Annotated in this window: 20 protein-coding genes and 2 pseudogenes; 3 read left to right on the top strand and 19 right to left on the bottom strand. The window is 31.4% G+C overall.

The window, feature by feature from the left end:
- Nucleotide 1: 1 nt before the first annotated feature.
- Nucleotides 2-1,201, top strand: coding sequence for a pyridoxal phosphate-dependent aminotransferase (locus tag LQK79_RS09800; protein WP_053241647.1), 1,200 nt, complete (start codon nucleotides 2-4; stop codon nucleotides 1,199-1,201).
- A gap of 561 nt (nucleotides 1,202-1,762) precedes the next feature.
- Here the strand turns inward: LQK79_RS09800 and LQK79_RS09795 are convergent.
- The 6 genes from LQK79_RS09795 to LQK79_RS09770 all read right to left on the bottom strand — a co-directional run bounded on the left by LQK79_RS09795 (nucleotide 1,763) and on the right by LQK79_RS09770 (nucleotide 10,100).
- Nucleotides 1,763-2,371, bottom strand: coding sequence for a HutD family protein (locus tag LQK79_RS09795; RefSeq protein WP_231016418.1), 609 nt, complete (start codon nucleotides 2,369-2,371; stop codon nucleotides 1,763-1,765).
- Nucleotides 2,372-2,630: 259 nt separating this feature from the next.
- The gene (hutI, locus tag LQK79_RS09790; protein ID WP_231016416.1) at nucleotides 2,631-3,884 is read right to left on the bottom strand and encodes an imidazolonepropionase; all 1,254 of its coding nucleotides are present in this window, start codon (nucleotides 3,882-3,884) and stop codon (nucleotides 2,631-2,633) included.
- Nucleotides 3,877-5,916, bottom strand: a complete 2,040-nt coding sequence (locus LQK79_RS09785) for a urocanate hydratase (protein WP_053241644.1) — start codon at nucleotides 5,914-5,916, stop codon at nucleotides 3,877-3,879. Before LQK79_RS09785 ends, hutI begins: the two co-directional genes overlap by 8 nt.
- A gap of 116 nt (nucleotides 5,917-6,032) precedes the next feature.
- Nucleotides 6,033-7,280, bottom strand: coding sequence for a M20 family metallo-hydrolase (locus LQK79_RS09780; protein WP_053241643.1), 1,248 nt, complete (start codon nucleotides 7,278-7,280; stop codon nucleotides 6,033-6,035).
- Between the two features lie 284 nt (nucleotides 7,281-7,564).
- A complete protein-coding gene (locus LQK79_RS09775; RefSeq protein ID WP_231016414.1) occupies nucleotides 7,565-8,893 on the bottom strand; it encodes an amidohydrolase family protein in 1,329 nt (442 codons plus the stop codon).
- Between the two features lie 340 nt (nucleotides 8,894-9,233).
- Nucleotides 9,234-10,100: a MurR/RpiR family transcriptional regulator gene (locus LQK79_RS09770; protein WP_231016412.1), complete on the bottom strand. Its 867-nt coding sequence runs from the start codon at nucleotides 10,098-10,100 to the stop codon at nucleotides 9,234-9,236.
- A 238-nt stretch (nucleotides 10,101-10,338) separates the two neighbouring features.
- Between LQK79_RS09770 and LQK79_RS09765 the strand changes: the two genes are divergently transcribed.
- A complete protein-coding gene (locus LQK79_RS09765; RefSeq protein ID WP_231016411.1) occupies nucleotides 10,339-10,800 on the top strand; it encodes a PTS sugar transporter subunit IIA in 462 nt (153 codons plus the stop codon).
- A 110-nt stretch (nucleotides 10,801-10,910) separates the two neighbouring features.
- Here the strand turns inward: LQK79_RS09765 and LQK79_RS09760 are convergent, their stop codons facing one another.
- From LQK79_RS09760 to nagE, 12 genes and pseudogenes are all read right to left on the bottom strand, one after another.
- Entirely contained in the window at nucleotides 10,911-11,318 is a 408-nt protein-coding gene (locus tag LQK79_RS09760; RefSeq protein WP_231016409.1) for a hypothetical protein, read from the bottom strand.
- Between the two features lie 124 nt (nucleotides 11,319-11,442).
- Entirely contained in the window at nucleotides 11,443-11,712 is a 270-nt protein-coding gene (locus tag LQK79_RS09755) for an HPr family phosphocarrier protein (protein WP_231016407.1), read from the bottom strand.
- A 208-nt stretch (nucleotides 11,713-11,920) separates the two neighbouring features.
- Nucleotides 11,921-13,015, bottom strand: coding sequence for a DUF871 domain-containing protein (locus tag LQK79_RS09750; RefSeq protein WP_053241636.1), 1,095 nt, complete (start codon nucleotides 13,013-13,015; stop codon nucleotides 11,921-11,923).
- A gap of 83 nt (nucleotides 13,016-13,098) precedes the next feature.
- Nucleotides 13,099-14,457, bottom strand: coding sequence for a PTS sugar transporter subunit IIC (locus LQK79_RS09745; protein WP_231016406.1), 1,359 nt, complete (start codon nucleotides 14,455-14,457; stop codon nucleotides 13,099-13,101).
- Nucleotides 14,458-14,487: 30 nt separating this feature from the next.
- Nucleotides 14,488-14,808 carry a PTS sugar transporter subunit IIB gene (locus LQK79_RS09740; protein WP_231016403.1) on the bottom strand — a complete coding sequence of 107 codons (321 nt, stop codon included), beginning with the start codon at nucleotides 14,806-14,808 and terminating at the stop codon, nucleotides 14,488-14,490.
- 52 nt (nucleotides 14,809-14,860) lie between these two features.
- Nucleotides 14,861-15,184, bottom strand: coding sequence for a PTS lactose/cellobiose transporter subunit IIA (locus LQK79_RS09735; RefSeq protein WP_053241635.1), 324 nt, complete (start codon nucleotides 15,182-15,184; stop codon nucleotides 14,861-14,863).
- 169 nt (nucleotides 15,185-15,353) lie between these two features.
- A complete protein-coding gene (locus tag LQK79_RS09730) occupies nucleotides 15,354-17,258 on the bottom strand; it encodes a BglG family transcription antiterminator (RefSeq protein ID WP_053241634.1) in 1,905 nt (634 codons plus the stop codon).
- Between the two features lie 48 nt (nucleotides 17,259-17,306).
- Nucleotides 17,307-17,742: pseudogene (locus LQK79_RS09725) on the bottom strand (hypothetical protein).
- A gap of 16 nt (nucleotides 17,743-17,758) precedes the next feature.
- Nucleotides 17,759-19,054: an N-acetylglucosamine-6-phosphate deacetylase gene (gene nagA / locus LQK79_RS09720; protein ID WP_053241631.1), complete on the bottom strand. Its 1,296-nt coding sequence runs from the start codon at nucleotides 19,052-19,054 to the stop codon at nucleotides 17,759-17,761.
- Nucleotides 19,055-19,075: 21 nt separating this feature from the next.
- Nucleotides 19,076-19,809: pseudogene (locus LQK79_RS21065) on the bottom strand (GntR family transcriptional regulator).
- A gap of 243 nt (nucleotides 19,810-20,052) precedes the next feature.
- A complete protein-coding gene (locus tag LQK79_RS09705; RefSeq protein ID WP_053241630.1) occupies nucleotides 20,053-20,460 on the bottom strand; it encodes a hypothetical protein in 408 nt (135 codons plus the stop codon).
- A 482-nt stretch (nucleotides 20,461-20,942) separates the two neighbouring features.
- Nucleotides 20,943-22,373, bottom strand: a complete 1,431-nt coding sequence (nagE, locus tag LQK79_RS09700; protein WP_053241629.1) for an N-acetylglucosamine-specific PTS transporter subunit IIBC — start codon at nucleotides 22,371-22,373, stop codon at nucleotides 20,943-20,945.
- Nucleotides 22,374-22,755: 382 nt separating this feature from the next.
- Here nagE and LQK79_RS09695 point away from each other — a divergent pair, with 382 nt between their 5' ends.
- Complete coding sequence (locus LQK79_RS09695) at nucleotides 22,756-23,235, top strand: PTS sugar transporter subunit IIA (RefSeq protein WP_053241628.1); 480 nt, start codon at nucleotides 22,756-22,758, stop codon at nucleotides 23,233-23,235.
- Between the two features lie 69 nt (nucleotides 23,236-23,304).
- Here LQK79_RS09695 and glcT read toward each other — a convergent pair whose 3' ends face one another.
- Nucleotides 23,305-24,150: a glucose PTS transporter transcription antiterminator GlcT gene (gene glcT, locus LQK79_RS09690; RefSeq protein ID WP_053241627.1), complete on the bottom strand. Its 846-nt coding sequence runs from the start codon at nucleotides 24,148-24,150 to the stop codon at nucleotides 23,305-23,307.
- Nucleotides 24,151-24,251 lie beyond the last annotated feature (101 nt).

Here is a 24,251-nt window from a genome sequence, read left to right as displayed (position 1 = left end):
ATTGAAGTTTTCAAGTAGAATTTTAGATATGGATTTTTCACCAATAAGAAAGCTTGCTCCATACGCAAAGGAAGCAGAAAAAAGAGGAATAAAGGTATACCATTTAAATATAGGTCAGCCAGATGTTAAAACACCTGATACGTTTTTTCAAGGTGTTACTAACTTTAATGAGGAAATAGTTAAATATTCAGATTCTCAAGGCATAGACATGCTTATAGACAGCTTTGTACAATCACTTGCAGATGCTAACATATACTTTGATAAAGATGAATTAATGATAACTCACGGCGGAAGCGAAGCAATTCAATTTGCAATCATGGCCACCTGTGATCCTGGAGATGAAGTTATATCACCCGAACCATTTTATTCAAATTACAGCAGCTTTGCTAAAGTAGCTGGTGCTCATATAGTTCCTGTTGAAACAAAAATAGAGAATGATTTTCATCTTCCAACTAAAGAAGAAATTGAAGCTAAAATAACGGATAAAACAAAATGTATACTTATTTCGAACCCTTGTAACCCTACTGGAACAGTCTATTCGTATGAAGAGCTTAAGATGCTTGGAGAAATCGCAAAAAAACATGATTTATTTATAATATCAGATGAAGTTTATAGACAATTTATATTCGATAACGTTCCTTATAACTCTTGTATGCACTTAACTGACATACTTGACAGAATCATACTTGTAGATAGTATTTCAAAACATTACAGCGCATGTGGTGCTAGAATAGGACTCGTTGCTTCTAAAAATAAAGAACTTATGCATCAAATACTAAAATTATGTCAGGCAAGACTTTGCGTTTCAACCATAGAACAATATGCAGCTTCAAACTTAATAAACACTATGAATAGCTACATTACAGAAGTAAAAATGCAGTATAAGAGGAGAAGAGATATAATGTACAATGCTCTTTCAAACATACCTAATATAATTTGCAGTAAACCAAAGGGAGCCTTTTATATGCTTGCAAAACTTCCTGTAGATGATGCAGAAGAATTCGCAAAATGGCTTCTTACAGATTTTTCTTATGATAATCAAACTGTAATGTTTGCTCCAGGTTCAGGCTTTTATGCAACAAAGGGACTTGGCAAAAATGAAGCTAGATTTTCATACTGCACAAGTATTGAAGATATAGAAAATTCAATGGTCATCTTAGAAAAAGCTTTAGAAGAATATTGCGAAGTAACAGTATCTTGAGATATTAAATGGAAACTATAAAAATTTTAAGAGAGTGCCTGCTTTAGGCTCTAGAAGGATAATGGGCAAAGCCCAAACCTCGTGTATGTTTACTCGCCTGTGGCTCAAACAGATTGAAACTTCTAAGCCTTTTAACAATCATCACCTAAGATTTATTAGCTTTCATTTAAATCATCTCTTCAATACTGTTACTTCGCTAAACCGGAAATGCAAGGTAAATTTTTCTCCGGTTCCCTACGAAAAATGCACTGTAAACATGGTTAATTAATGAAACTTAATAATATTTTGTTTAGATAATGTATTATTAAGGTTTACATCTAAAATTCCGTAGGTACGGAGGAATTTTTTCCTTGCACTACCGTGGTAGCGAAGCAATACTGATGAAGGAACAATTTAAAAAAGTTCTAATAAATCTTGGTAAAAAAATCATAAAATCCTAAGATATTTCAATAACTCTCTATCGGTCAAACAAATTGAAATATCTAAGTATTTTATGATTTTTTTACCTTAGATTTATAGAATTTTTTTAATGTTGCAAAGCAGTATTACTTCGCAATATTTTTAAATTCCACACTTAACCATGGCAGTTATAATTTTAATTTCATTTGAAGAATTATTCACAATATTAATTTCTTCCTCCCAATCTGAATAACTTATAACAAATAAATCCCTCTCATCTACATGAAACTTGTCATCTTTAATTTGAACTTCAATACTTCCTCCTACAGGATAAAAGTACTGGCTAACATTAAATCCATTTTCCGTGCAGTTTAGTTCAATGGAGATTTTATCTTTAACATCTAAAACATCTAAACTTCCATTGCAATCCTGCGACGTCATTAAATTAAAATCTGAAGCCTTTCCAAAGCTTTTAGTTGTCCAGTCACCCATAAAACTGTCTTTTTCAAATGGCTTTAAGGTAACCTTATATCTGCTTTCATGTTCTAAGGTAGTTTCCCCGTGAATAACCATTAATTCTCTTGAAAAACCCGGCAAGTAAGTAAACGTAGACTCTTGTACATCCATTGTTGCAGAGCTTATCCTCCACATAAAATTTCTATCCTTGTATTTAGAGTCTTCTGGATAAATATAAAGTTCTGTAGTCTGCCCACCTGACCATTTTGAAACTGAATACTCTTCCTTTTTTATTATTTTGGTTTTGTAATTCATTTATGTATTCACCAACCTTTAAAATAGAGTAGAGTGAATGTAGATTTACCTTTCGTTTCACTTAGGTAAATCTTAAAACTTAATAGTGTCAGCTGCGCTAAACACTATGTTTTACGCCATGCGTGAGCATTAAGTTTTAGATTTTTCCAAGCATAGCGTAGAAAAATCATCCTTCACTGTGAATTGTGCACTGATTCAACTTCCAATTTAGTAGGATCAATTTGGTATTAGCAATTTCAACCTTTCAGCTTGTTTATCTTTAGTACTTATTAATCAATTTTATGTCACCATTTTTTACTACCGTATCTACAATATTAATTCCTGTATTGTACATAAGGTATTTATAGCTTGGGTATTTTAACATAAGCAAATCTGCCTTTTTTCCAATTTCAATGCTTCCTATAGAAGCTTCTCTATCCAAGGCTGCTGCTCCGTTTATAGTGAGAGCTGTTAAAATTTCCTCTGGGGTCATTCTCATCTTTATACATGCCAAAGAAATTATAAGTGGTATTGAGTTAGAGAAACAACTTCCAGGGTTATAGTCACTGCCTAAAGCAACAGCACAGCCATCATCTATCATTTTTCTTGCATTAGCAAAAGGCTTATCGAGTGTAAAAGCAGTAGCAGGAAGTAAAACAGATACAACTTTGTTTTTTGCCATCTCTTTTATTCCTTCATCTGATACATTTAGTAAATGATCTGCGGATATTGCACCAATTGAGCTTGCAAGTTCTGCTCCTCCAAAAGACGAAATTTCATCAGCATGAACCTTTAATTTAAATCCTAATTTTTTAGCTTCCAAAAGTAGCTTCCTTGATTCCTCTATAGAAAAAACACCATCCTCACAAAACACATCGCAAAACTCAGCAAGCTTATTTCTAACTATATATGGGTAAAGTTTTTCAATCATAAAATCAATATACTCATCATTTTTGCCTTTATATTCTTGCGGAGTTGCATGAGCCCCTAAAAAAGTTGACACAACGTCTACTGGATGACTCTCATCTAGTTTTTTCATAACTTTAAGTTGTTTTGTTTCCGTTTGAAAGTCAAGCCCGTATCCACTTTTCCCTTCAACCGTTGTTATTCCAAAGCCAAGCATAGAATTAAGCCTATCGAGTCCAACTTCATAAAGCTCTTTAAGCGTCATGTTTCTTGTTTTTTTCACTGTACTTTCTATGCCGCCATCGTTATTCATGATCTCCATGTAACTCGTTCCATTGATTCTTTGAAAAAATTCTTCTTCCCTGTACCCACCAAAAATAAAATGAGTATGGGCATCAACAAAACCAGGCACTATAGATTTATCCTTAGCATCTATAATATTGTATTTACTTAAATTATACTTTCTAGTAATACTCGTAGTCGGACCTACATCTCTAATTAAACCATTTTCAATTACAATAGATCCATTTTTAATAATAGAAATATCATTCATTTCTTTACCATATTTAGCTTTACTTCCAGTTGGTGTTGCAATTTCACTCGCATTAAAAATAATTATTTTATCCATTGTTCTCCTCTTTAAAATAGCTTTTAATATTTTCTTTTATTAATTTTTCATCCGCTAAATATGGCAAAGTTATGTGGCTTTCACCTTTGTATTTTTCATTAAATTTAACCACAGTTTCTATTGAATGTTCGTTTCTAGCCCAGCTTCTTCTTGCTACGCCTCCCATTACATCCCACATAATAGCACTCTTTATAATTTCATCGGTTTTTTCGCTTCCATCAAGTACAAGCCCAAAGCCTCCATTTATTGATTTTCCTATTCCAACTCCACCACCATTATGAAGAGCTACAAGGCTCATGCCTCTTGCCGCATTTCCTGCATAACATTGAATTGCCATATCAGCCATTACATTACTTCCATCTTTTATATTTGCTGTTTCTCTAAATGGCGAATCAGTTCCACTTACATCATGATGATCTCTTCCCATCATAACAGGTCCTATTTCACCATTTCTAACCATTTCATTGAATTTAAGAGCTATATCCCTTCTACCTTCTGCATCTTGATAAAGTATTCTTGCTTTAGTTCCAACCACTAATTTATTTTCCTCTGCGTCTCTTATCCAGTTGTAGTTGTCTCTATCCTGATATCTTCTATTTGGATCAATGCAACTCATTGCCGCCTTATCAGTTTTTATTAAATCTTCATCTTTTCCACTTAAGCATACCCACCTGAATGGTCCATAACCATAATCAAATAACTGTGGTCCCATAATATCTTCAACATATGATGGAAGTACAAAACCATCTTTATCATCAATGCCATTTTTAGAAATTTCCTTAACTCCAGCATCATATACTGCTTTTAAGAAAGAGTTACCATAGTCGAAGAAATATGTTCCCTTATCTGTACATTTTTTTATAAGTTCATAATGATGTCTTAAGCTTTTATCTACAAGCTCTTTAAATTTTTCTCTGTCACTACTTAGTAATTTTGTTCTCTCCTCAAAAGTAAGCCCTTGTGGACAGTATCCACCATCATATGCAGCATGACATGAAGTTTGATCTGACATCAAGTCAACTTTTATATCATTCTTAACCACATATTCAAGCAAATCAACTATGTTGCCATGATATGCAATAGATATAGTTTCTTTTTTATCTAAATACTCTTTTGCTATTTTAAATATTTCGTGCAAATCATCTGATACTTTACTTACCCAACCTTGATCAAATCTTGTTTTTATTCTTGATTCATCAACCTCTGCTATAATGCCAACGCCTCTTGATATTTCAACCGCTTTTGGCTGAGCACCACTCATTCCACCAAGTCCTGAAGTTATGAATAAATGTCCTCTCAAATCTCCATCATTAGGTATTCCAAGCTTCATTCTGCCCGCATTTAAAAGAGTGTTGTAGGTTCCATGAACTATTCCCTGTGGTCCTATATACATCCAGCCACCTGCTGTCATTTGTCCATAATTTGCAACTCCCATTTGCTCTGCAACTTCCCAGTCTTCAAGATTATCAAACATTCCAACCATAAGAGCATTTGTTATTATAACCCTTGGGGCATCTTTTTTAGATTTAAATAATCCAAGTGGATGACCAGATTCTACAACCAAGGTTTGTTCATCTGTTAAAACCTCAAGATATTTCTTTATTAGTCTATACTGCATCCAGTTTTGACACACAGAACCCGTTTCTCCGTATGTAACCAGTTCATAAGGATATAATGCCACCTCAAAATCAAGGTTATTGTCTATCATAACCTGAAAAGCCTTACCTTGAATGCAGTTACCTTTATATTCGTCTATTGATTTTCCATATATTCTTCCCTCTGGTCTAAATCTGTATCCATATATTCTTCCTCTTGTTGCAAGCTCGTTAAGAAACTCTGGAATTAGCTTTTCATGATATTTAGGATTAATATATCTTAGCGCATTCTTAAGTGCAATTTCTGTCTGCTTTCTATCTAAGCTGTAGCCCCTATCTGGCGCTCTTCTAATTCCTTCTACAAACCCAGGCATTTTGGGGAGTTCATCATCTAATGTTATAGTCATGGCATTTTTAATAAGTTCATTATATTCCATTTTTATACCTCCAATTTGGTATAAACCATTTGAAAACTCCAAATTTATTTGTATCATAACGCCATCTTCTAGTCATTATGATGCACATGAATTTCTCTAGTTTACATGGTTTATCTTTATTTTAAATTTTCATCGAAACTAATTAATGATTGTATAAGAGCTGTAACCCCAACCTCAATTTCTTCATATGAGGTATATTCTTCCGGGCAGTGACTTTTGCCATCTTTACTTGGTACAAAAATCATTCCCACAGGTGCAATGTTATTTATATGATTAGCATCATGACCTGCTCCGCTTGGCAAATACATGCTTTCTGCTACTTTATCACAACTATCTTTTAAAACTCCACTTATATCTTCATTTATGATTACAGAACTTGACTTTGATATGTTGTCAAATTTAATATTTATATTTTCTTCCTTTGATAGCTTTTCAGCCTCTTCTATGAATTCAGAAACAATTTCATATATAACTTCATTTTTGAGTGCTCTAACCTCAAATTCAAATTCACATTTTCCAGGGATTACATTTGATGCATTAGGTTCTACCTTTAACTTTCCGACTGTTCCAACTATATCATAACTATTTCTTTCTCTACATAAGCCCTGCAGCTTCAATATGAGTTCACTTGTAAAAGCTAACGCATCATACCTCATATTCATTGGTGTTGTACCTGCATGATTGGATTCACCTTCTACTAATACTTTATATCTATGAATTCCAACAATACCTGTAACAACTCCAAGTGGACACCTTTTATTATCCAAAACAGGTCCTAATTCATTATGTAATTCTAAATATAATGTCACATCGCCTTTTTTTCGCGCTAACCTCTTTATAGCTTTATAGTTTCCCCCCAAATCATCTATAGCTTCCGAAAGTACTCTTCCTAAATTGTCCTTTCTTTGAAGCATTTCTTCTGATAGTTCTCCTACCATGCCCTTGCTTCCTATAGTAGACAAGCCAAATTCACTTGGTTCCTCTGACGTAAAGTCAACTATTTCTAAAGAATGCCTGAGGGTTATTCCATTTTCTTTTAAAACTCTAACTACTTCTATTCCTCCTAAAACTCCTATAGTTCCATCATACATACCACCATTTTCTACAGTATCTGTGTGTGAACCAAGCATTATCGGTTTTAGGTTATCGTCACTTCCAGATAACCTTCCTATAATATTTGCTGCAGCATCTATAGAAGTTTTCAGACCTACCTCTTCCATTTTTCCTCTTAACCACATTCTTGCTTGTTTATACTCCTCTGTAAAGCTCCGCCTAGTATGTCCAAGCTTAGTTTTATCTATAAACGTGGATATTTCTTCAATATCACTTTTTAATCTACCTATGTTAGGTTTTACTCTACCCATTTTGGTTTCCATTATTCAGAGTAGAGAGTAAAGAGTAGGGAGTAGAGTGAAGGTTAATTTTCTGCTTTGGCAGAAAATTTTTAAACTTAATACTATTACCGGTTTTTTTAAACCGCTTTGCTTAGCTATGCTAAGCTTTATTGCTTTTATAATTGAAGATTTTTCGTAGTAAAACGCAGAAAAATCATCATTCACTCTACTCTTTACTCTCTACTCTCTGCTCTTAACCTTTCTAATTTACTTGAAAAACATCATTAATTTTCTTTTAAAAATTTCATGTAATTCTATTCTTGTAGTTTCTTCATAAGTACTTGAACATCTCCTACAATTTTGTTTTCTGGTACACTTGAAATCTGCCCATTTCTAACTCTCTCTTTTCCATCAACTACAACATGATCAATTGCACATGGCTGCATTGAATAAACTATATTAGGCATAATTTGCTCACCTGAAGCAAATATAGGTTGCATAGACATATCATTTTTATTTATTCCAACAAAATCTGCCTTATAGCCTTTTTCAATTTTTCCAACAGGAAGCTGAAGTATTCTTCCTCCAATTTCTGTTCCCATTGCAAAAACGTCTTTATAATTAACGCATAGTGAATCAAGCTTTGTTACTTTTTGAAGAAGTGCACACATTCTCATTTCTTCAAATATGCTTATTCTATTATTGCTGCAGGCTCCATCTGATCCAAAGCCTATTTCAACGCCAGCTTTCATCATTGCTGGAATATTGGTTACTCCATCTGCTAAAAACATGTTACTTGAAGGACAATAAGCAAGTTTAGCTTTGTTTTCTCCCATTAATTTTATTTCATTGTCATTAAGCCATACACAGTGAATAGCTACCATACTGTCATCAAGTACACCTATTTTATTTAAAAGTTCAACAGGTCTTAACCCAAATTCCTTTTGCACCTGCTCAACTTCGAAAGGTTCTTCTGCTACGTGTATGTGATAATTGGTACCAAGCTCTTTTGCTAATTTATGACCAGCTTTAACCATATCTATTGATGCTGCATGTAAGCTGTGAGGTGCTGGTACTATTTTAACCATGTCATTTCCCTGATACTTTACAGCTAAACTTCTTACATTCTTCACAGCTTCATCTATAGTTTCAACATATCCCTTTGGTGCTCCCTCCCAATCGTACATTGTTCTAGCAAGAACTAAACGAATACCTACATCTTTAGCTGCTTTAATGACCGCTTCATCACTTTCAAGACCATCATTATGTACATAAAAGAAATCACTTACTGTTGTAACTCCATACTTAAGCATTTCTCCAAAAGCGAATACTGCTCCAGTGTATATATCTTCTGCAGATAACTTAGGTGAAAAAGCATAAAGTGATTTATCTCTCCACTCTAAAAATGGCTTATCTGCTGCAATTCCTCTGAGCAAGCTTTGAAAGGAATGATTATGTATATTTGTTGTACCCGGAACCATTATGTCTTGAGACCAATCTATAAGTTCTGCATCTGCATATTTTTTTGAAAGTACTTCAAAAGAATCCACTTCTACTATTGCTCCGTTTTCTTCTAATATACCCTTACCTTTTTGAAATTTACCTTCATAATACACAATAAATGGCTTATATAACTTTTTCATTTTATTAACCCCTTTGCGCTGATATGTTGAGAATACCTTTAATTTTTAAATTAGATAAAATATTTTTGTGACAATCAACCTTAAATAAGAGTACAAAGTACAGAGCACAGAGTACAGTGAAGGTAGATTTACCTTTCGTTCCTCTCAGGTAAATCTTCGAACTTAATAGTATCAGCTGCGCTGAACTCTATGTTTTACATCATGCGCAAGCATTAAGTTTTAGATTTTTCGCAGCGATAGCGGAGGAAAATCATCCTTCACTGTACTCTGTCAATTGTACTCTGTACTCTCAACCTTTATAAATTACTTGTATTCCTATTCTATTTGCAATCTTACTCTTTCAGGTATTTCCTCTATAGTAAGTGTTGCTTTCTTTTTCTATCTTTTCAAGTTTATCAAGTCTCTTATCTAAACCTTCCATACAATTAGCTGCATCTCTCAGAAGTAAATTAATAAATAACATTGGGGTACTATATATATCGAAAATTGATGAAGTTGTTACTGGTACTGTTATTACATTATCTGCTATATCAGCAACTGGCGATATTATACTATCTGTAAGTGCAGCAATACAAAAACCTTCTTTTTTTAACGCCCTTAGCTTATTAATTAAATCATTTGGATACCTTGGAAATATTATTGTAAATATAAACGTTGTTTCTGGATCTCTAAGCTCTAAGGTATTCCACAGATGACTTTCAGATGTAACTTCTACGACGTTGTTTCTGATTTTATTAAGAAGATACCCTGTATATGGAAGAAGCGTTGCAGACATTCTAGATGATAATAATACTATTTCTTTAGAAGCTATTATTTTATCAACAAGCTTTTGATAGGAAGGTTCACTTAAAATGTTGTGGAGCTCGTCTATATTGCTGTGTTCCATATTTAATATATTTGATAAATCCTTATTATGCGATGTGTACTCAAGTCTCTGCGGTGCTGTTATTTCTTCTCTCATAAACTGCTGCAAATTATGCAAGAAATCATTATAACCTCTATATCCAAGGGCACTGCAAAATCTAGATACACTTCCCTGACTAACATCCGCCTCATTTGCAACCTCTGATGCTGTCATAAAAATAATGTGTTTATAATTTTTTTCTATGTAATGTGCTAATTTCTCATATGCATATGAACCCTGAGATATTGCTGACATCTTCTTTTTAAATTCATCAAATTCCTTGATATTTGATTTGAACTCCATTAGTTAACATCCTTCCTTTTAATTTGATGAATAATATCATCATTCACCAAACTGTTTTTACGAATGTCTTTATTTAAATATATAATTTTGTTTAATAATTGTCAATATATATTGATAATTTATCATGTAATGAACGTTTATACTAAAATATCATTAATTGTATATCAATTAATAATTGACAAACGAATAAAATGGTAAACAATTATATCTATATTATTTTAGATTGGAGAAACGTAATTTGTTAGGATTCTTTAAAAAAGACTATGAAATAGCGGCACCTGTGTCTGGAAAGGTAATAAATTTATCAGAAGTACCCGACCAAGTTTTCGCACAAAAATTAGTAGGAGATGGAGCCGCAATAAATGGAACAGGAGATATAATAGTAGCACCAGCTGACGGAGAATTAACTTTGATATTTAAAACTTGCCATGCCTTTGCATTGACTTTAAATAATGGAATAGAACTTCTAGTTCACATAGGAATTGACACAGTTGAACTTCAAGGAGAGGGTTTCAAGGCTCTTAGAGAACAGGGAAAGAAAGTAAAAAGAGGAGAACCAATAATAAAAATCGATAGGCAATTTATTAAGAGTAAGGGGTATTCACTTATCACACCAGTTTTAATTGCTAATTCCGATATAGTTAGTAATATAAAATGCAATATCGGTCAAGAGGTTACAGCTGGAAAAGAAATAATTTAAATAAATCTTATAGGATAAATCATAATTACTTCGCACTATTTTTTATACGTTCTATATGTAAAGTCAAATAAGCAGCTTAGTTCTCTTCTGATTTCTTCACAAAAATCACATTAATATTCAACAACCTCACTGTTATTTAACTCTTTTTTTACTTCTCTATAAATAAGCCTACTAGGTACTCCACCATAAAATTTTACAGTCTCATTTATTGCAACTATAGGCAGCATAAATTTCTTTTTAAAAGCCTCCTGCAAATAATCGTATTTATCTATATCAATTTTATCTGTATCTATAAATTCTATTTCAACTTTGTTAGCTAAGTCCGTATTTTTAATATATTCTATAAGCTCTTTATACATTAAAAACATATTTTTATTTCCTTCACAGTCAGAATGTCCAGAGCACGAGGATGAACTTCCACACCCACTACAGCCGCTGCAGGAATCACCGTTTTCATGTACGCACTCTCTTTCTCTGTTTAATCCAAACACTTCTATAAGAACAACCTCGTTATCCATTCTATCTCCTCTGTATTTTCTACAAATATTATTTATTCCTTATTAGAAATTATACATATAATCTAATTAAATAACAATAAGTTCAAACGCTACTCTTTTTTATCATATTTCATCTCAAGCTCCATTATACTTTAAATATATTAAAATGCTTTAAGAATTTCTCTGCTTCTTCTGACTCTGCCATTTCATTTTCTCCTTCAAAAGATATAAAAATTTTATCATTTTGTTTAATGCTAAGACTCATAAAAGGAAAAATTTCTTTTCCTTTAACCGCTTTTGCACCCTTTTCAATGACTACATTACATTTAAATTTTTTAAACTTATGAACTAAAAGTCCTACTGGCCTAGCATGAATTCCCTGAGGATTTTTAACCTTATATTTAATTTTTATCATATAATATCACCTCCTAATTTGGGTCAAATTGGTTTGATAACAAAAAATATTTATACAACTCATTTTCAAATATTATACATTATACTCTTGTAAAAATAAACCATATAAAAACTTAAAATTCATTTGTACAATAATGCCATCATCTACGCATTATTATACAAATGAATTTTTATAATTGAAGTAGTTAATTCATAATCATGAATTAACTTTATTCTTGTTTAATAAAACCAAAAAGATATTCTGGTTTTAATAGATCTAACAAAATTAATTCCTTTTCTGGTATTCTGCCCACAAAATTTCTTTCTCCGTCATTAGGCATATCTTTTTCAACAATTTCTAATTCACCGCGATAATGAGATAAATTATCATTAACTATTGCTACATCACCTTTGTGAAAAAACTCTTTATCATATTTGCGGTATGGAATCGTTTTATTTTTATAATCTTTCCTTGGTAAACTGCTTCTAACTATATAATCAGATGCATCACCTCTTCCAAAATGAGGATAACTATATATTATGTTTTTCTCTTCATCTGTAGCATCTTCTGATACTTCAATTTTAAATGTAATTTTTGCTGTATCTATTTTAGATATTGTTTTTAGCTCTTCTTCTGTAGCATAAGCATTTCCAATCAAAATATCATCAATTTTAGTAGTTGCAAGAAGGTGTCTCACTTGTAAATCTATAGGCAACCCTCTATGCATTTCACACGTAGGAAGTCCTTCATATACCGGCCACGGACCAAATGTATTTTTATTATTAGAAGAAACAAATGCTGCAACAGATAGACCTAAAGCTGTATATTTATTAGTAAATTCCATAAACTTATTCCACCCAAGTCCAGTATATTTTTGTGGGTAAAAATTATGGCATACCACCATATTATGCCTATCAGCACCTTTCTCAAGCATTAAATCAAGTGCTGTATTTGAGCTTCCATTAAATTCAATTGCAATACCATAAGAATTATGGGTAATTGCTATATCTTCTCTATCGCTAAAACGCTCATCAAGACGAACAATATCCACTTCCATATCATGAAATGGTTTTAAATCATATGGAGTAGCTCCTAAATGTAAAAAAACATCGGAATTTGTATCTACACCTACAATAAAACCAAGTTCATGTGATTTTTTCACGAATTTTGTGAATTTTTTTATAATAATTTCTTTTGATTCATTTACTGATAGTAGACATGTAAATATTCGAGTAAATCCATACTTTGCCGCGAGCTTCATATAATCATAATCTTTTTCCTCCGTTGAATGTTCAGGATAAACAGATATACCCATTCTATGCATTATAATTTACCTACCTTCCATTTCCTATTCCTTCTTCGCAAATATTAAAAATAGAAATTTTCCTATTAACTTTAAATATTTTTTTAAAATGTTAAATCATCTAAAGAAACATTATTGTCATCTGGCTTACTTTCAGCTTCAGTTTCATCTTTCAAATATTGCCTATCTATCGTTTTTATGAATGGATAGTATATAAACACTCCAAGAGCAATTAGGAATAACTGTAATATTGCTCCCTGCCATCCAGATGATAAAAACCCTGAAATAACTGGTGGCGTCGTCCATGGCATAATAACACCATTGCAAATGGGAACTAATTTAATATACATTGTTATATAGCAAACGACGATATTAACCATTGGTACAAGAATAAATGGAATAGCTATAATAGGATTCAATACAACTGGCAATCCAAAAATAACAGGTTCATTTATACCAAATATACTAGGTATTATTGATAATTTGCCCAATTCCTTAATTCGCTTAGATTTACAGAATGCAAACATAGCTATTATCATAGAAAGTGCTGATCCGGCGCCTCCATAAGTTGCGAATAAATCCTGAAACTGCTGATTTATAATATGAGGTAAAGGTTGTCCGGCCTGAAGAGCTTTTAAATTTTCTGCAGATAATGCATAAAGTATTGGTCTAAAAACTGAATCTGTGATATTCGTTCCATGAATACCAAAAAGCCATAAAACATGTGCAAAGAAATATACTCCCATCATAGCTCCTAGTGAATCTCCAACTTTTTGCATAGGTAACTGTAAAATTTTATAAATAAAATCAAAGGCATTTCCCCATGGTGTTAATGAAAAAAGAATTCTGACAATAAGGAATATAATAATCACCAAACCTATTGGAAATAATGATGCAAATGATTGTCCAACTGTGGTTGGAACACCTTTGGGCATTTTTATTGTCCAACCTTTACCTTCTACCCATTTATAGATTTTAACAGAAACAAATGCACATATAATTCCTATAAATATACCTTTTGATCCAACCCAGTCGAAAGGTATACTAGCGACTTGAACTGCCTCCTTTGCACCTTTAGGCATATACGAAGTACTGAACGGCATAAGCATAAACCAGCTTAAAATAGCAACAACTGCTCCAAATATCGCGCTTGTTTTTTCCTGTTTAGCATAATTATATCCGATACCAATTACAATAAATATTGCCATAATTGAAAAAGTTGCATTCGTTACATTAGAAAAATAAGATGAAATTGATAATCCATTAAATGTTGAATTTTTTAATAGATCAATCCATGGCTGAATTGGAAAATTTGAAATAAGCAAGAACATTGATCCGACTACTAAAAGTGGCATACTAATTAGAAATCCATCACGAATAGATATAAGATATTTGTTTCTACTTATTGCTTGAGCAACTGGCATTAACTTTGATTCTAATTTGTTCATAAAGCTTCTTTTCATAACAATTATCCTCCTATTTTAATTAATTACTTAGGCACCTTTTTTCAACAAGTTTGATGCTAATCTTAACACATTTCCACCATTTAATGTTCCATAATCATTAGAATCAATAAGCCCTACTGGAATATTTAATTTTTTATATTTTTCTTTAATATCCTCATAGGCAAATCCAACTTGAGGTCCCAGCAAAATACAATTAGGATGTTCTTTATCATATACCTCATCGATACGTGCGATAGAAAAAGCTTTGACTTCAACATTTAAATTATGATCTTCGGCTAACTTTTGCATATTACTTGCAAGCAAACTTGTAGACATTCCTGCACTACAAAATAAGTAAATTTTCTTCATAATTAATATCTCCCTTCTTATTTTAAATTTTATTAAATAATAAAATTTTAATTTACTTATTCTCTAAATGAAACAATTTCTTATAAGTGCTAATAAATTCCTCAGATAATATAGCTAACATTTCTGCACTCATTAGTTGATCTTCAGCATGCATAACTAAAGTTAAACTGCTATTCTCCTCTTTATCACTTTTAAGCTTAAGAAGTTCATTATGCACCTCGTGAGCACTTAAATAATTTTTTTTGCCTTCCTTCATTAATTCTTCCGCTTTTTTAAAATTTCCCTTTTTAGCTTCTTTTATTGCTTCAATATTACAAGATCTTGCTGTTCCTGCAGCAGAAATAAGTTTAAAGCAAAATAACTCCAACTCTTCCATAGTAACCTCCTATTTTCTAGTTTTAATTTCTTGTTATACTTTAATTATATACGGTTCTATGTAAAATGCTTCCAATTTTTCTTCCTACTACTAGGAAGTAATTTTACTAAAATATAAAAAATAGCTGTTGCATTAAATAAAAATTAACTATTAATGCAACAACCTTTTATTAAATAATCTGATTAATAAAATCATCATAACTCTTAATTTTCATGAGGCAAGAAAGCTTTTGGGAATCACTTACTATATAAATGAACCAATCAAAAAATGTTCTCATTATTTTTTCACTATTTTTTTGAATAGACAAAAGTAAAACTAGTTTTACTTGAAACTTTCCCCATTGTATTGGTTTCTTAAGCACAGCCACTGAAATTTTAGACTCTCTACTCATTGATTTTATAGGATGTGGAATTGCAAAAGAGTAAATAAAAGATGTAGGGGAAAGCTCTTCTCGTTTTAATACAGATTCTTTAAACTCTTTATCCACATAACCAGCATTATAAAGTTCATTACTCATAAATGTTAGAACTTCCTCTGGTGCATTAATATCAAGATCCAAATAGAAGAATCTAGGTTCAATCATATTTTTAAAACTAACAACAAATTTATCTTTGAACCTAATCCCATCCATCAAATTTAAAGCTTGAAAAATTTTAATTTCATCTTGTGAATTAATAAAAATGGAAATCTGAACTGTTAAAATATTAAGATTATGCTCTAGAGACAATGTAGTAAGAATTAAATCAGGTTCTATCTTAATAATTTCTTTTTTCTCAAAGTAATTCATTGACTTAACTATTATCATTCGCTCATGGAATATACTCTCTATTTTTTTTTGACATAAACTTGACAAAGCTTGATTATTGGGATTTATCAAAATTACTTTGTATTTACTTTTAGAATTTATTCTTTCCAATGCTGCCCCAAGATGCTGTTCAATAAAACTGATATCAATTTCATCAATAGTTACATTTAAATGTTCCTCTATAATCTTTCCCACACAAACACTCATTTCAAAAAAGAAAGGATATTTATACTTTAATTCATCCAAGAATAAATTGCAAATATTAACATTATTTTTCTTTCGTTCAAGAAGCTGAAGAATATGTGCAGATAACCCTTCCTTCAAATCTTCATCTTCTCTTAAATCAACATCAAACTGAATATATATATTTTTCAAAATAGTATTTACTAATTGATTAACCATACAGTTAGAATCCTGTAAAATTTCATTTTCGCACCTTTGAGCTTTTAATTTTCCACATAATAAAAATGCTAAATAAAAGCTTTCATTTTCATCTAGGATAATATTTAAGTTTTTCGACATACTTTGATAAAATTCCTTAGATACAGAAAGTTCTATACCAATAGATATATTTTTGTTTATGTTATGCGTCTGTATATAATTACAGTAAAGCATACGTTCAATTGCTACTCCAACATATGCCATAATAGTTGGTAGTTCCATTTCCCTAATATTAAGCTTATATTTATTTAATATATTTTCTAGCAATTCTTTTATGGAGAAAAAATTCAAATTAGAAAATAAAGTAGCTAAGAAATCCAAATTAAGATAATTTTTTCTCATCTTTTTTTTAAGTAAATTTATATAAAGCTCTCTTTTATTTTCTTCATTTCCTTCTATGGATATATAGTTTTTATGCCTTATAAGCTTAAGTGTAGGATATACTTCTAACATTTTTTTTATTTCCTTTAAATCGTTTTCCATTGAAGAATTGCTAATAAATAATCTGTTCATTGCATAAATCAAGTTAAGCTCATTTTTCTTAAATAATAATTCATGTACAATATAGAAACACCTTTGAAAGGATGTCTGTGGAATTATATTTTCTGAATGATTGCTCATACTTGACAATATTCTCTTATTTAAGTGATAGCCTTTTCGATTATCAGACTCTATCAGAATATTATCATAATAAATATTAATGTGCGAAATATCGGATCTAATAGTACGATCTGAAACATTTAAAACTTGAGACATTTCCTTACCAGTAATCCAGTTTTTATTATTTTTAAGCAGAGTTATAATTTTTTCTCTTCTTTCATTCAGCAATAAAATCCCCCCCTGTACGGTAGAAAATCCCTCACTAAAGCTAAATTACTAAAAAAGCAATTTAGCAGCAGCTTTATCAACTATAATATTAACATTATTATGAAGCTGCAAAATTGAAGCTGGAGCCTCTGGACATATCTTACCATTAATAGTTTTATAAATCACCTCAGCTTTAGCTTCTCCGTTTGCAAGAAGTACTATAACTTTAGATTGCATTATTGTTTTTATTCCCATACTTAGCGCTGACTTAGGTACCCATTCCAAGAACTTGAATATCAATTCCTCCTGATGCTTTAATCTTCTCATCATAATCTAAACATTCTTCATCATCATATAATTTTATAAGCTCTTTATACATGCCCGTTGGAGTCTCCCCCGTAGCAAGCCCTAACACACTGTCATGCTTTAGTATCATCTGACTTGCAACCATACTCGCCGCCTTTTTGCTCATTTCATCATAATTATCTACACTTATTATTCTCAATTAAAACACCTCCAAATTAATTTTCATATACTATTCTTCCACCAACTATGGTTTCAACAACCTCAAGTTCATCGTTAAATATGGTTATATCGGCATCCTTACCATTTTCAAGGCTGCCTTTCCTATCATCAATTCTTATACTTCTTGCTGGATTTATTGTTGCTAAGTTAACAGCCTCATTTAGTGCTAAATTCGTATTTTCATATATATTTTTAATAGCCTTATTAAGAGTTAATATGCTTCCAGCAAGTGTACCATCTCTCAGTCTTGCAGAATTATCTTTCACAAAAACCATTTGACCTCCAAGTTCGGAAACTCCATCTTCAAGACCACCTGCCCTCATACAATCAGTTATAAGTATTACTTTTTCTTTACCTTTAATTTTTAAAAGCATGCTAAAAATTTGAGGATGTATGTGGATTTTATCAGCTATAACTTGGCAAGCAGCATCACTATTAAAAGCAGCACCTACAACCCTAGGCTTCCTATGATTTAAAGGTGACATAGCACTAAAAAGATGAGTAATATGGTTTACTCCACATCTAATTGCTTCTATAGCTTCTTCATAAGTCGCATCAGAATGACCTATAGATAACACTATATCAGTACTTTCCTTTACTTTTTTTATAAAATTAAATTCATCATCTTCCTCTGGGGCCATTGTTATAATTTTTATAATATCTTTATACCTTTCAATGAAATCGTAGCTTGGTTTTATTATATAATCACTCTTTTGAGCACCTCTATATTTTTCACTTATAAACGGTCCTTCAAGGTGTGCACCTATAACTGATGCCCCAAGAAGTTTTCTATATACAGCTAGCATTCCCTTGGAACAAACAACTCCAATGGTTTTACATCCAATTTCATTTGAGTATTCTATAGCACTATTTACATAAGGTGTATTTCCACTTGCAGTAATTCCAACAACAACATCATTTTCATTTGTACCTTTTTCTTTGAGATCTTTTACTGCTAAATCTCCATCATCTTCTGTTTCTTCAAGCCATCCGCTTAAAGCATTATCTCCACCTGATATAATTCCTTGGACCATGGAATCATCAACACCAAAGGTCGGCGGACATTCTGATGCATCTATAACACCAATTTTCCCACTACTCCCGCTTCCTACATAAAAGAGTCCTCCTCCATTTTTAAAACCTTCTACAATTATATCAACCGCCTTCTCTATACTTGGGAGTTCATTTTCAACAACATTAGCAACTTTTTTATCCTCTTCATTTATCTTTTTTAATATCTCAAATGTACTTAAATTGTCTAAATTTATTGTATTCATATTTCTTTCTTCCATGCAGCTCACCCCAATAGCTTTTTATGTTAAAAGTATTTCGTACTCATATTTATCACTTCTATTTATAGTATTTGTATATTCAATAGGAATATCATTTTCCGCATGTGTAATTCTTTTAAACATAAGTGCCAGTGCATTCTCCTCCTGATTTAAAAGCTTAGCTTCAAATTCGCTTAAGCTTATAGGTTCAATGGTTTACCTTGCTTTTTAGGATGATAATTATACTGCTGATTAAATATATCATAAAGGGATTTTCCCTCAATCATATCTGCTGTCATCCCTTTAAATAAATATTCTGGAATCCACACAGTTTCAATTGCCACAGGATCTTTCTCAGTCATTCTAAGTCTTCTTATTTCTATTACTTTATTAAACTCCTCCGCAATTTTAAGCACACTTTTATTTTTCTTAGTAGCTTCCTTTACCTCAAAAGATATAATTTTAGTTGAAGTAGTCAATCCTTTTTCATTCATTTCCTCTGTAAAACTTTTAAGTCTATATATCTCCTGCTTTTCTTTAGGTTTTGCAACAAATGTTCCTCTGCCCTGCTTTTTATACAACACCCCTTCATTTACAAGTGACATTATAGCCTTATTTATGGTCATTCTACTTACTCCTTGAATATCACAAAGCTCCCTTTCAGTGGGTATCATATCTCCAGGCTTAAGTTCTTCATTTTCAATCATTTCTAAAAGAATTGTTTTAAGCTGATAGTGCAGGGGGATTGGATCTAATTTTGATATTTTTCTCAAGATACTACCCCCTAGGCTAAATTTATAATATCATTATATCTTCATATTGACATATTGTATATACCAATCTGTGAAGTAACAATACTTCGTTACGTTAAAAAAATTCCTCTGTTCCTACGGAATTTTGGCGTGAATATTTATAGTTCATCATTTAAACAATTTATCATTATTTTTATTGTAAAATCTCGTTAACAGTGTATTTTTCGTGAGGTAATGATGAATTTGATATTAATTCTTTCAGCTTGTTTATCTATTAAAGGTTTCACTGCTATCTAATTCTTTTTCAACTTCTTTATAAATAAGCTTATTTGGTACTCCGCCATAAAATCTTACAGTCTCATTTATTGCAACTATAGGCAGCATAAATTTCTTTTTAAAAGCCTCCTGCAAATAATCGTATTTATCTATATCAATTTTATCTGTATCTATAAATTCTATTTCAATTTTATTAGCTAGGTCCGTGTTTTTAATATATTCTATAAGCTCTTTATACATTAAAAACATATTTTTATTTCCTTCACAGTCAGAATGTCCAAAGCACGAGGATGAACTTCCACACCCACTACAGCCGCTGCAGGAACCACCGTTTTCATGTACGCACTCTCTTTCTCTGTTTAATCCAAATACTTCTATAAGAACAACTTCATTATCCATTTTATATTTATAATAAGAGATTATAATATAAACATTATTCCCTCATTAATTCTCCCCTTTCTTATTTATTGCTTTATGCTTATTGTTTATCTTATCTCTAAGTGTATCAAATTATGCTATTATTAGGAATACCTATCTATCGTTTTGAATTAATTTAAGCATATAAAAACGGGGCTGTCGCACTAAAAAAATTATGAAGTAGCATAATAGTGAAGGGTTTTAACTCGCCCCGTTCGTTAAAAAACTAACTTTTTCACCTACGCGAAAAGTGAAGGATTTGACATAGCTTTGCTTGTCAAAAGTGAACTTTTTTATCTAAGATAAAAAAGTTCACCTTTTACGTGCAAAGCATCGTGAAACCCTTCACTTTTCATTTATATGAAAAAGTTAGTCTTTTAACGAGCGAAGTGAAGTCAAAACCCTTCACTTCAATTAATTTGGAATTTTTTATATTTAATACGACAGCCTCGTTAATGAATATATTATTTTAATGATTGTGATTTTATTATTTCCTTCATATGTGTAACAAGAATATCTGCAATTGTTCCAACAACTATTTGTACATTGCTGTCATCTAATCGCATAACTCCTGTCGCACCTAATTTCTTTAATCTTGCTTCATTTATTTTGCTGCCATCCTTTACCGTAAGTCTTATTCTAGTTACACATGCATCAAGAACATCGATGTTTCCTTTACCGCCTATCGCTTCTAATATTTTAGCAGCTCTTTCACTAAGTTCAGAACCTCCATTAGATGCTGGAGAACTTGAAACTTCATCTTCCTCATCATCAATGTCATCAAATCTTCCTGGAGTAGGAAGATTAAATTTAGTTATTACAAATAAGAATACAAAATAGTAAATCACAGCATATATTAAGCCTACTACAATTAATAACAAAGGCTTTGTTGCTATTCCATAACTTAATACATAATCTATACAACCCGCTGAAAATGTAAAACCAGATTTAATTCCAAGTGCCGCCGTTACCGCCATCGAAGTACCTGTAAGAACTGCATGTACAAAATATAAAACTGGTGATAAAAACATAAATGTAAATTCAATTGGCTCAGTTATACCTGTAAGAAATGCAGTAAAAGCTATTCCCAAAAGCATACCCGAAACTTTCTTACGATTCTCTTTTTTAGCAACAGTAATCATTGCTAAACATGCAGCAGGAAGTGCAAACATCATAATAGGGAAAAATCCTGTCATATAAGTTCCAGCTGTTTTATCTAAAGCATAGAACCTGTTTAAATCTCCAGTTACTATTTTCCCAGCTGCAGTTTTGTAGGAACCAAATGTAAACAAAAATAATGAATTTAATACTTGATGTAATCCAACTGGTATAAGTAGTCTATTTAAAAATCCAAAAATAAAAGCACCAAAAGCTCCTAAATTAGCAATAGCATTACCAAAAGCATTAATACCTCCTTGAATTGCTGGCCAAACATATCCAAAAATTACACCCAATATCAAAGAACAACCCGAAGTAACAATAGGAACAAAACGCTTTCCACCAAAGAAACCTAAGAAATCCGGGAGTTTAATAGCTTTGTACTTGTTGTAAAGATTACCAGCCAAAATACCAATTATGATACCTCCAAGTACTCCTAAATTTATAGCCTTATTAAAAGTAGTAGCAACATTTGTTAAAACAAAATATCCAACAGCTGCTGAAAGACCAGCAACACCATTATTTTCCTCTGCAAAACCAACTGCAATTCCAAGTGCAAATATTATTGGTAAATTATTAAAAATAGCATTACCAGCAGAAGCCATCCATGAAATGTTTAAAACATCTTTTTGTCCAAGTCTTAAAAGAATACCAGCTGCAGGAAGAACTGCAATAGGCGTCATAAGAGACTTGCCCAACTTTTGACATGCTGCTAATGCTTTGCTTTTTGAAGCCATAATAAAATCCTCCTCATATAATCACATTATTGAATATTTAAAATAATGCCGTACGCTCATTATTTTAAGCAAAAAAGAGCTGAAAAAGGTATCCCTTTTTCAGCTCTTGCCCGTGTTGGTAACACGCTGACAAATATTATTATATCATATAAAAGTCTGTTGTCAATATTACTATATCAAAAAGAAAACGATATCTGTAAATAAATATTTCTATGAAATCGTTTTTATCATAAAATCTAATAAAAATTTGACAAAATAAAATGTTAAAGATATACTAAAATCATAAATAAAATGTGTAACTGTTAAATCAGGCATAAGTTTTTATAAACTTATGCCTTTTTTGCTTAATTATTTTAAAACAATTTAGATTGGAGGAATATAATTGTTAGGTTTTTTTAAAAAAGATTATGAAATAATAGCCCCTGTATCTGGAAAAGTATTAGATCTATCAGAAGTACCTGATCAAGTTTTTGCACAAAGATTAGCAGGTGATGGAGCTGCAATAGATGGAACTGGAAATACATTTGTAGCACCAGCTGATGGAGAATTAACTTTAATATTCAAAACTTGCCATGCCTTTGCATTAACTTTAAGTAACGGTGTAGAACTTTTAGTTCATATAGGAATTGACACAGTAAATCTTCAAGGAGAAGGTTTTAAAGCTCTAGCAAAACAAGGAAGTCAAGTAAAAAAGGGAGATCCAATAGTAGCAATTGATAGAGACTTTATTAAAAGTAAAGAATATTCCTTAATTACACCAGTTTTAATTACTAATCCCAATATAGTTAGTGATATAAAATGCAGTATAGGACAAGAAGTTGAAGCTGGTAAAGATAAAATTTTTCAATACAGGATAAAATAAAAAACTGCAAAATCAATGTAACTGCTGCATTAATAATTAATGCAGCAGTTACATAAAAATTATATTCAGTTAAGGAACCATTTTTATACGTTCTATATGTATAGTTAAATATGCAGTTTCGTCTTCTGCTACTTTTTTATGAAGTTCTGTTTCTATTAACTTACAAGCCTTATTTGATATTTCATAAGAAGCTGGATATTTATTTTTTATTGCATCAAGTAGCTCATTTTTTATAGGAGCATCATTTATAATCCTCTCTATTGCAAAACGTATATGAGTTATAAAACGAGCGTAATCTAAAGAATGTTTGCATATTTTTATGTTTAACTCTTTTTCTACCAAATTGACTATGGCATTTGAAAGGAAGGCATATTTCATCGTATTAGATAACTTACCCTCATTTCTTGACGAATGAATATGAAGAGTTATAAAACCTATTTCACCTTCTGGTATTTTAATATTAATTTTTTTCTCAAGCATTTTTACAGCTTTTCTTGCTATTTCAAATTCCCTCTTGTATAAAGTTTCAGTTTCTATTAAAAATGGATTTTGTATAATATCATTGGCCATGAGCCTTTTTATGGTATACGAAATATGATCAGTTAGCGATATATGAATTTTTTCATTTAAATCTTCACTTAGTTCCTCTGAAATCATGGATATAATTTCTTCACACATGCCTACAATATTGCTATCTACATTTGAAACTATTTTCTTAAAATTACTTAAATTACGTTCGTTTTCAATAGAAAAAATCTTATCTACAGGGGTGTCAAAAGGAACTATATCACCTGCTTTTTTACCAAAGCCAATTCCTCTCTCAAACAAAATCTTTTCTTTATTGTTTTGAGTCACAAAAAGTACATTATTATTTAATGTTTTTATAATTCTAAAATCATTATCTAAATTTTTCATAAGTTCCCCCTTTACTCCAAATACTTCTACAAGACCTAATTGCTCATTTGCACAAATGTTATTTATTTCTTAATGGAATTATACAATAAAATAATGCGAAT

Origin of the sequence: Clostridium guangxiense (assembly GCF_021043395.1) — a bacterium.
GTDB lineage: Bacteria > Bacillota > Clostridia > Clostridiales > Clostridiaceae > Clostridium_S > Clostridium_S guangxiense.
Note: the sequence above shows the minus strand (reverse complement) of the source record. Positions and strands in the feature narration are given on the sequence as shown.

Bases quoted from the DNA above. Each gene is read 5' to 3' on its own strand.
- LQK79_RS09770 (WP_231016412.1), bottom strand. From the start codon at position 10,100: ATGGAGTTCAAATCAAATATCAAGGAATTTGATGAATTTAAAAAGAAG.
- LQK79_RS09785 (WP_053241644.1), bottom strand. From the start codon at position 5,916: ATGGAATATAATGAACTTATTAAAAATGCCATGACTATAACATTAGAT.
- LQK79_RS09775 (WP_231016414.1), bottom strand. From the start codon at position 8,893: ATGAAAAAGTTATATAAGCCATTTATTGTGTATTATGAAGGTAAATTT.
- LQK79_RS09740 (WP_231016403.1), bottom strand. From the start codon at position 14,808: ATGAAGAAAATTTACTTATTTTGTAGTGCAGGAATGTCTACAAGTTTG.
- glcT (WP_053241627.1), bottom strand. From the start codon at position 24,150: ATGAAAAATTTAGATAATGATTTTAGAATTATAAAAACATTAAATAAT.
- LQK79_RS09705 (WP_053241630.1), bottom strand. From the start codon at position 20,460: ATGGATAATGAAGTTGTTCTTATAGAAGTATTTGGATTAAACAGAGAA.
- LQK79_RS09750 (WP_053241636.1), bottom strand. From the start codon at position 13,015: ATGCATAGAATGGGTATATCTGTTTATCCTGAACATTCAACGGAGGAA.
- LQK79_RS09745 (WP_231016406.1), bottom strand. From the start codon at position 14,457: ATGAAAAGAAGCTTTATGAACAAATTAGAATCAAAGTTAATGCCAGTT.
- nagA (WP_053241631.1), bottom strand. From the start codon at position 19,054: ATGGAAGAAAGAAATATGAATACAATAAATTTAGACAATTTAAGTACA.
- hutI (WP_231016416.1), bottom strand. From the start codon at position 3,884: ATGGATAAAATAATTATTTTTAATGCGAGTGAAATTGCAACACCAACT.
- LQK79_RS09735 (WP_053241635.1), bottom strand. From the start codon at position 15,184: ATGGAAGAGTTGGAGTTATTTTGCTTTAAACTTATTTCTGCTGCAGGA.
- LQK79_RS09755 (WP_231016407.1), bottom strand. From the start codon at position 11,712: ATGATAAAAATTAAATATAAGGTTAAAAATCCTCAGGGAATTCATGCT.
- LQK79_RS09780 (WP_053241643.1), bottom strand. From the start codon at position 7,280: ATGGGTAGAGTAAAACCTAACATAGGTAGATTAAAAAGTGATATTGAA.
- LQK79_RS09795 (WP_231016418.1), bottom strand. From the start codon at position 2,371: ATGAATTACAAAACCAAAATAATAAAAAAGGAAGAGTATTCAGTTTCA.
- LQK79_RS09760 (WP_231016409.1), bottom strand. From the start codon at position 11,318: ATGGATAACGAGGTTGTTCTTATAGAAGTGTTTGGATTAAACAGAGAA.
- nagE (WP_053241629.1), bottom strand. From the start codon at position 22,373: ATGGCTTCAAAAAGCAAAGCATTAGCAGCATGTCAAAAGTTGGGCAAG.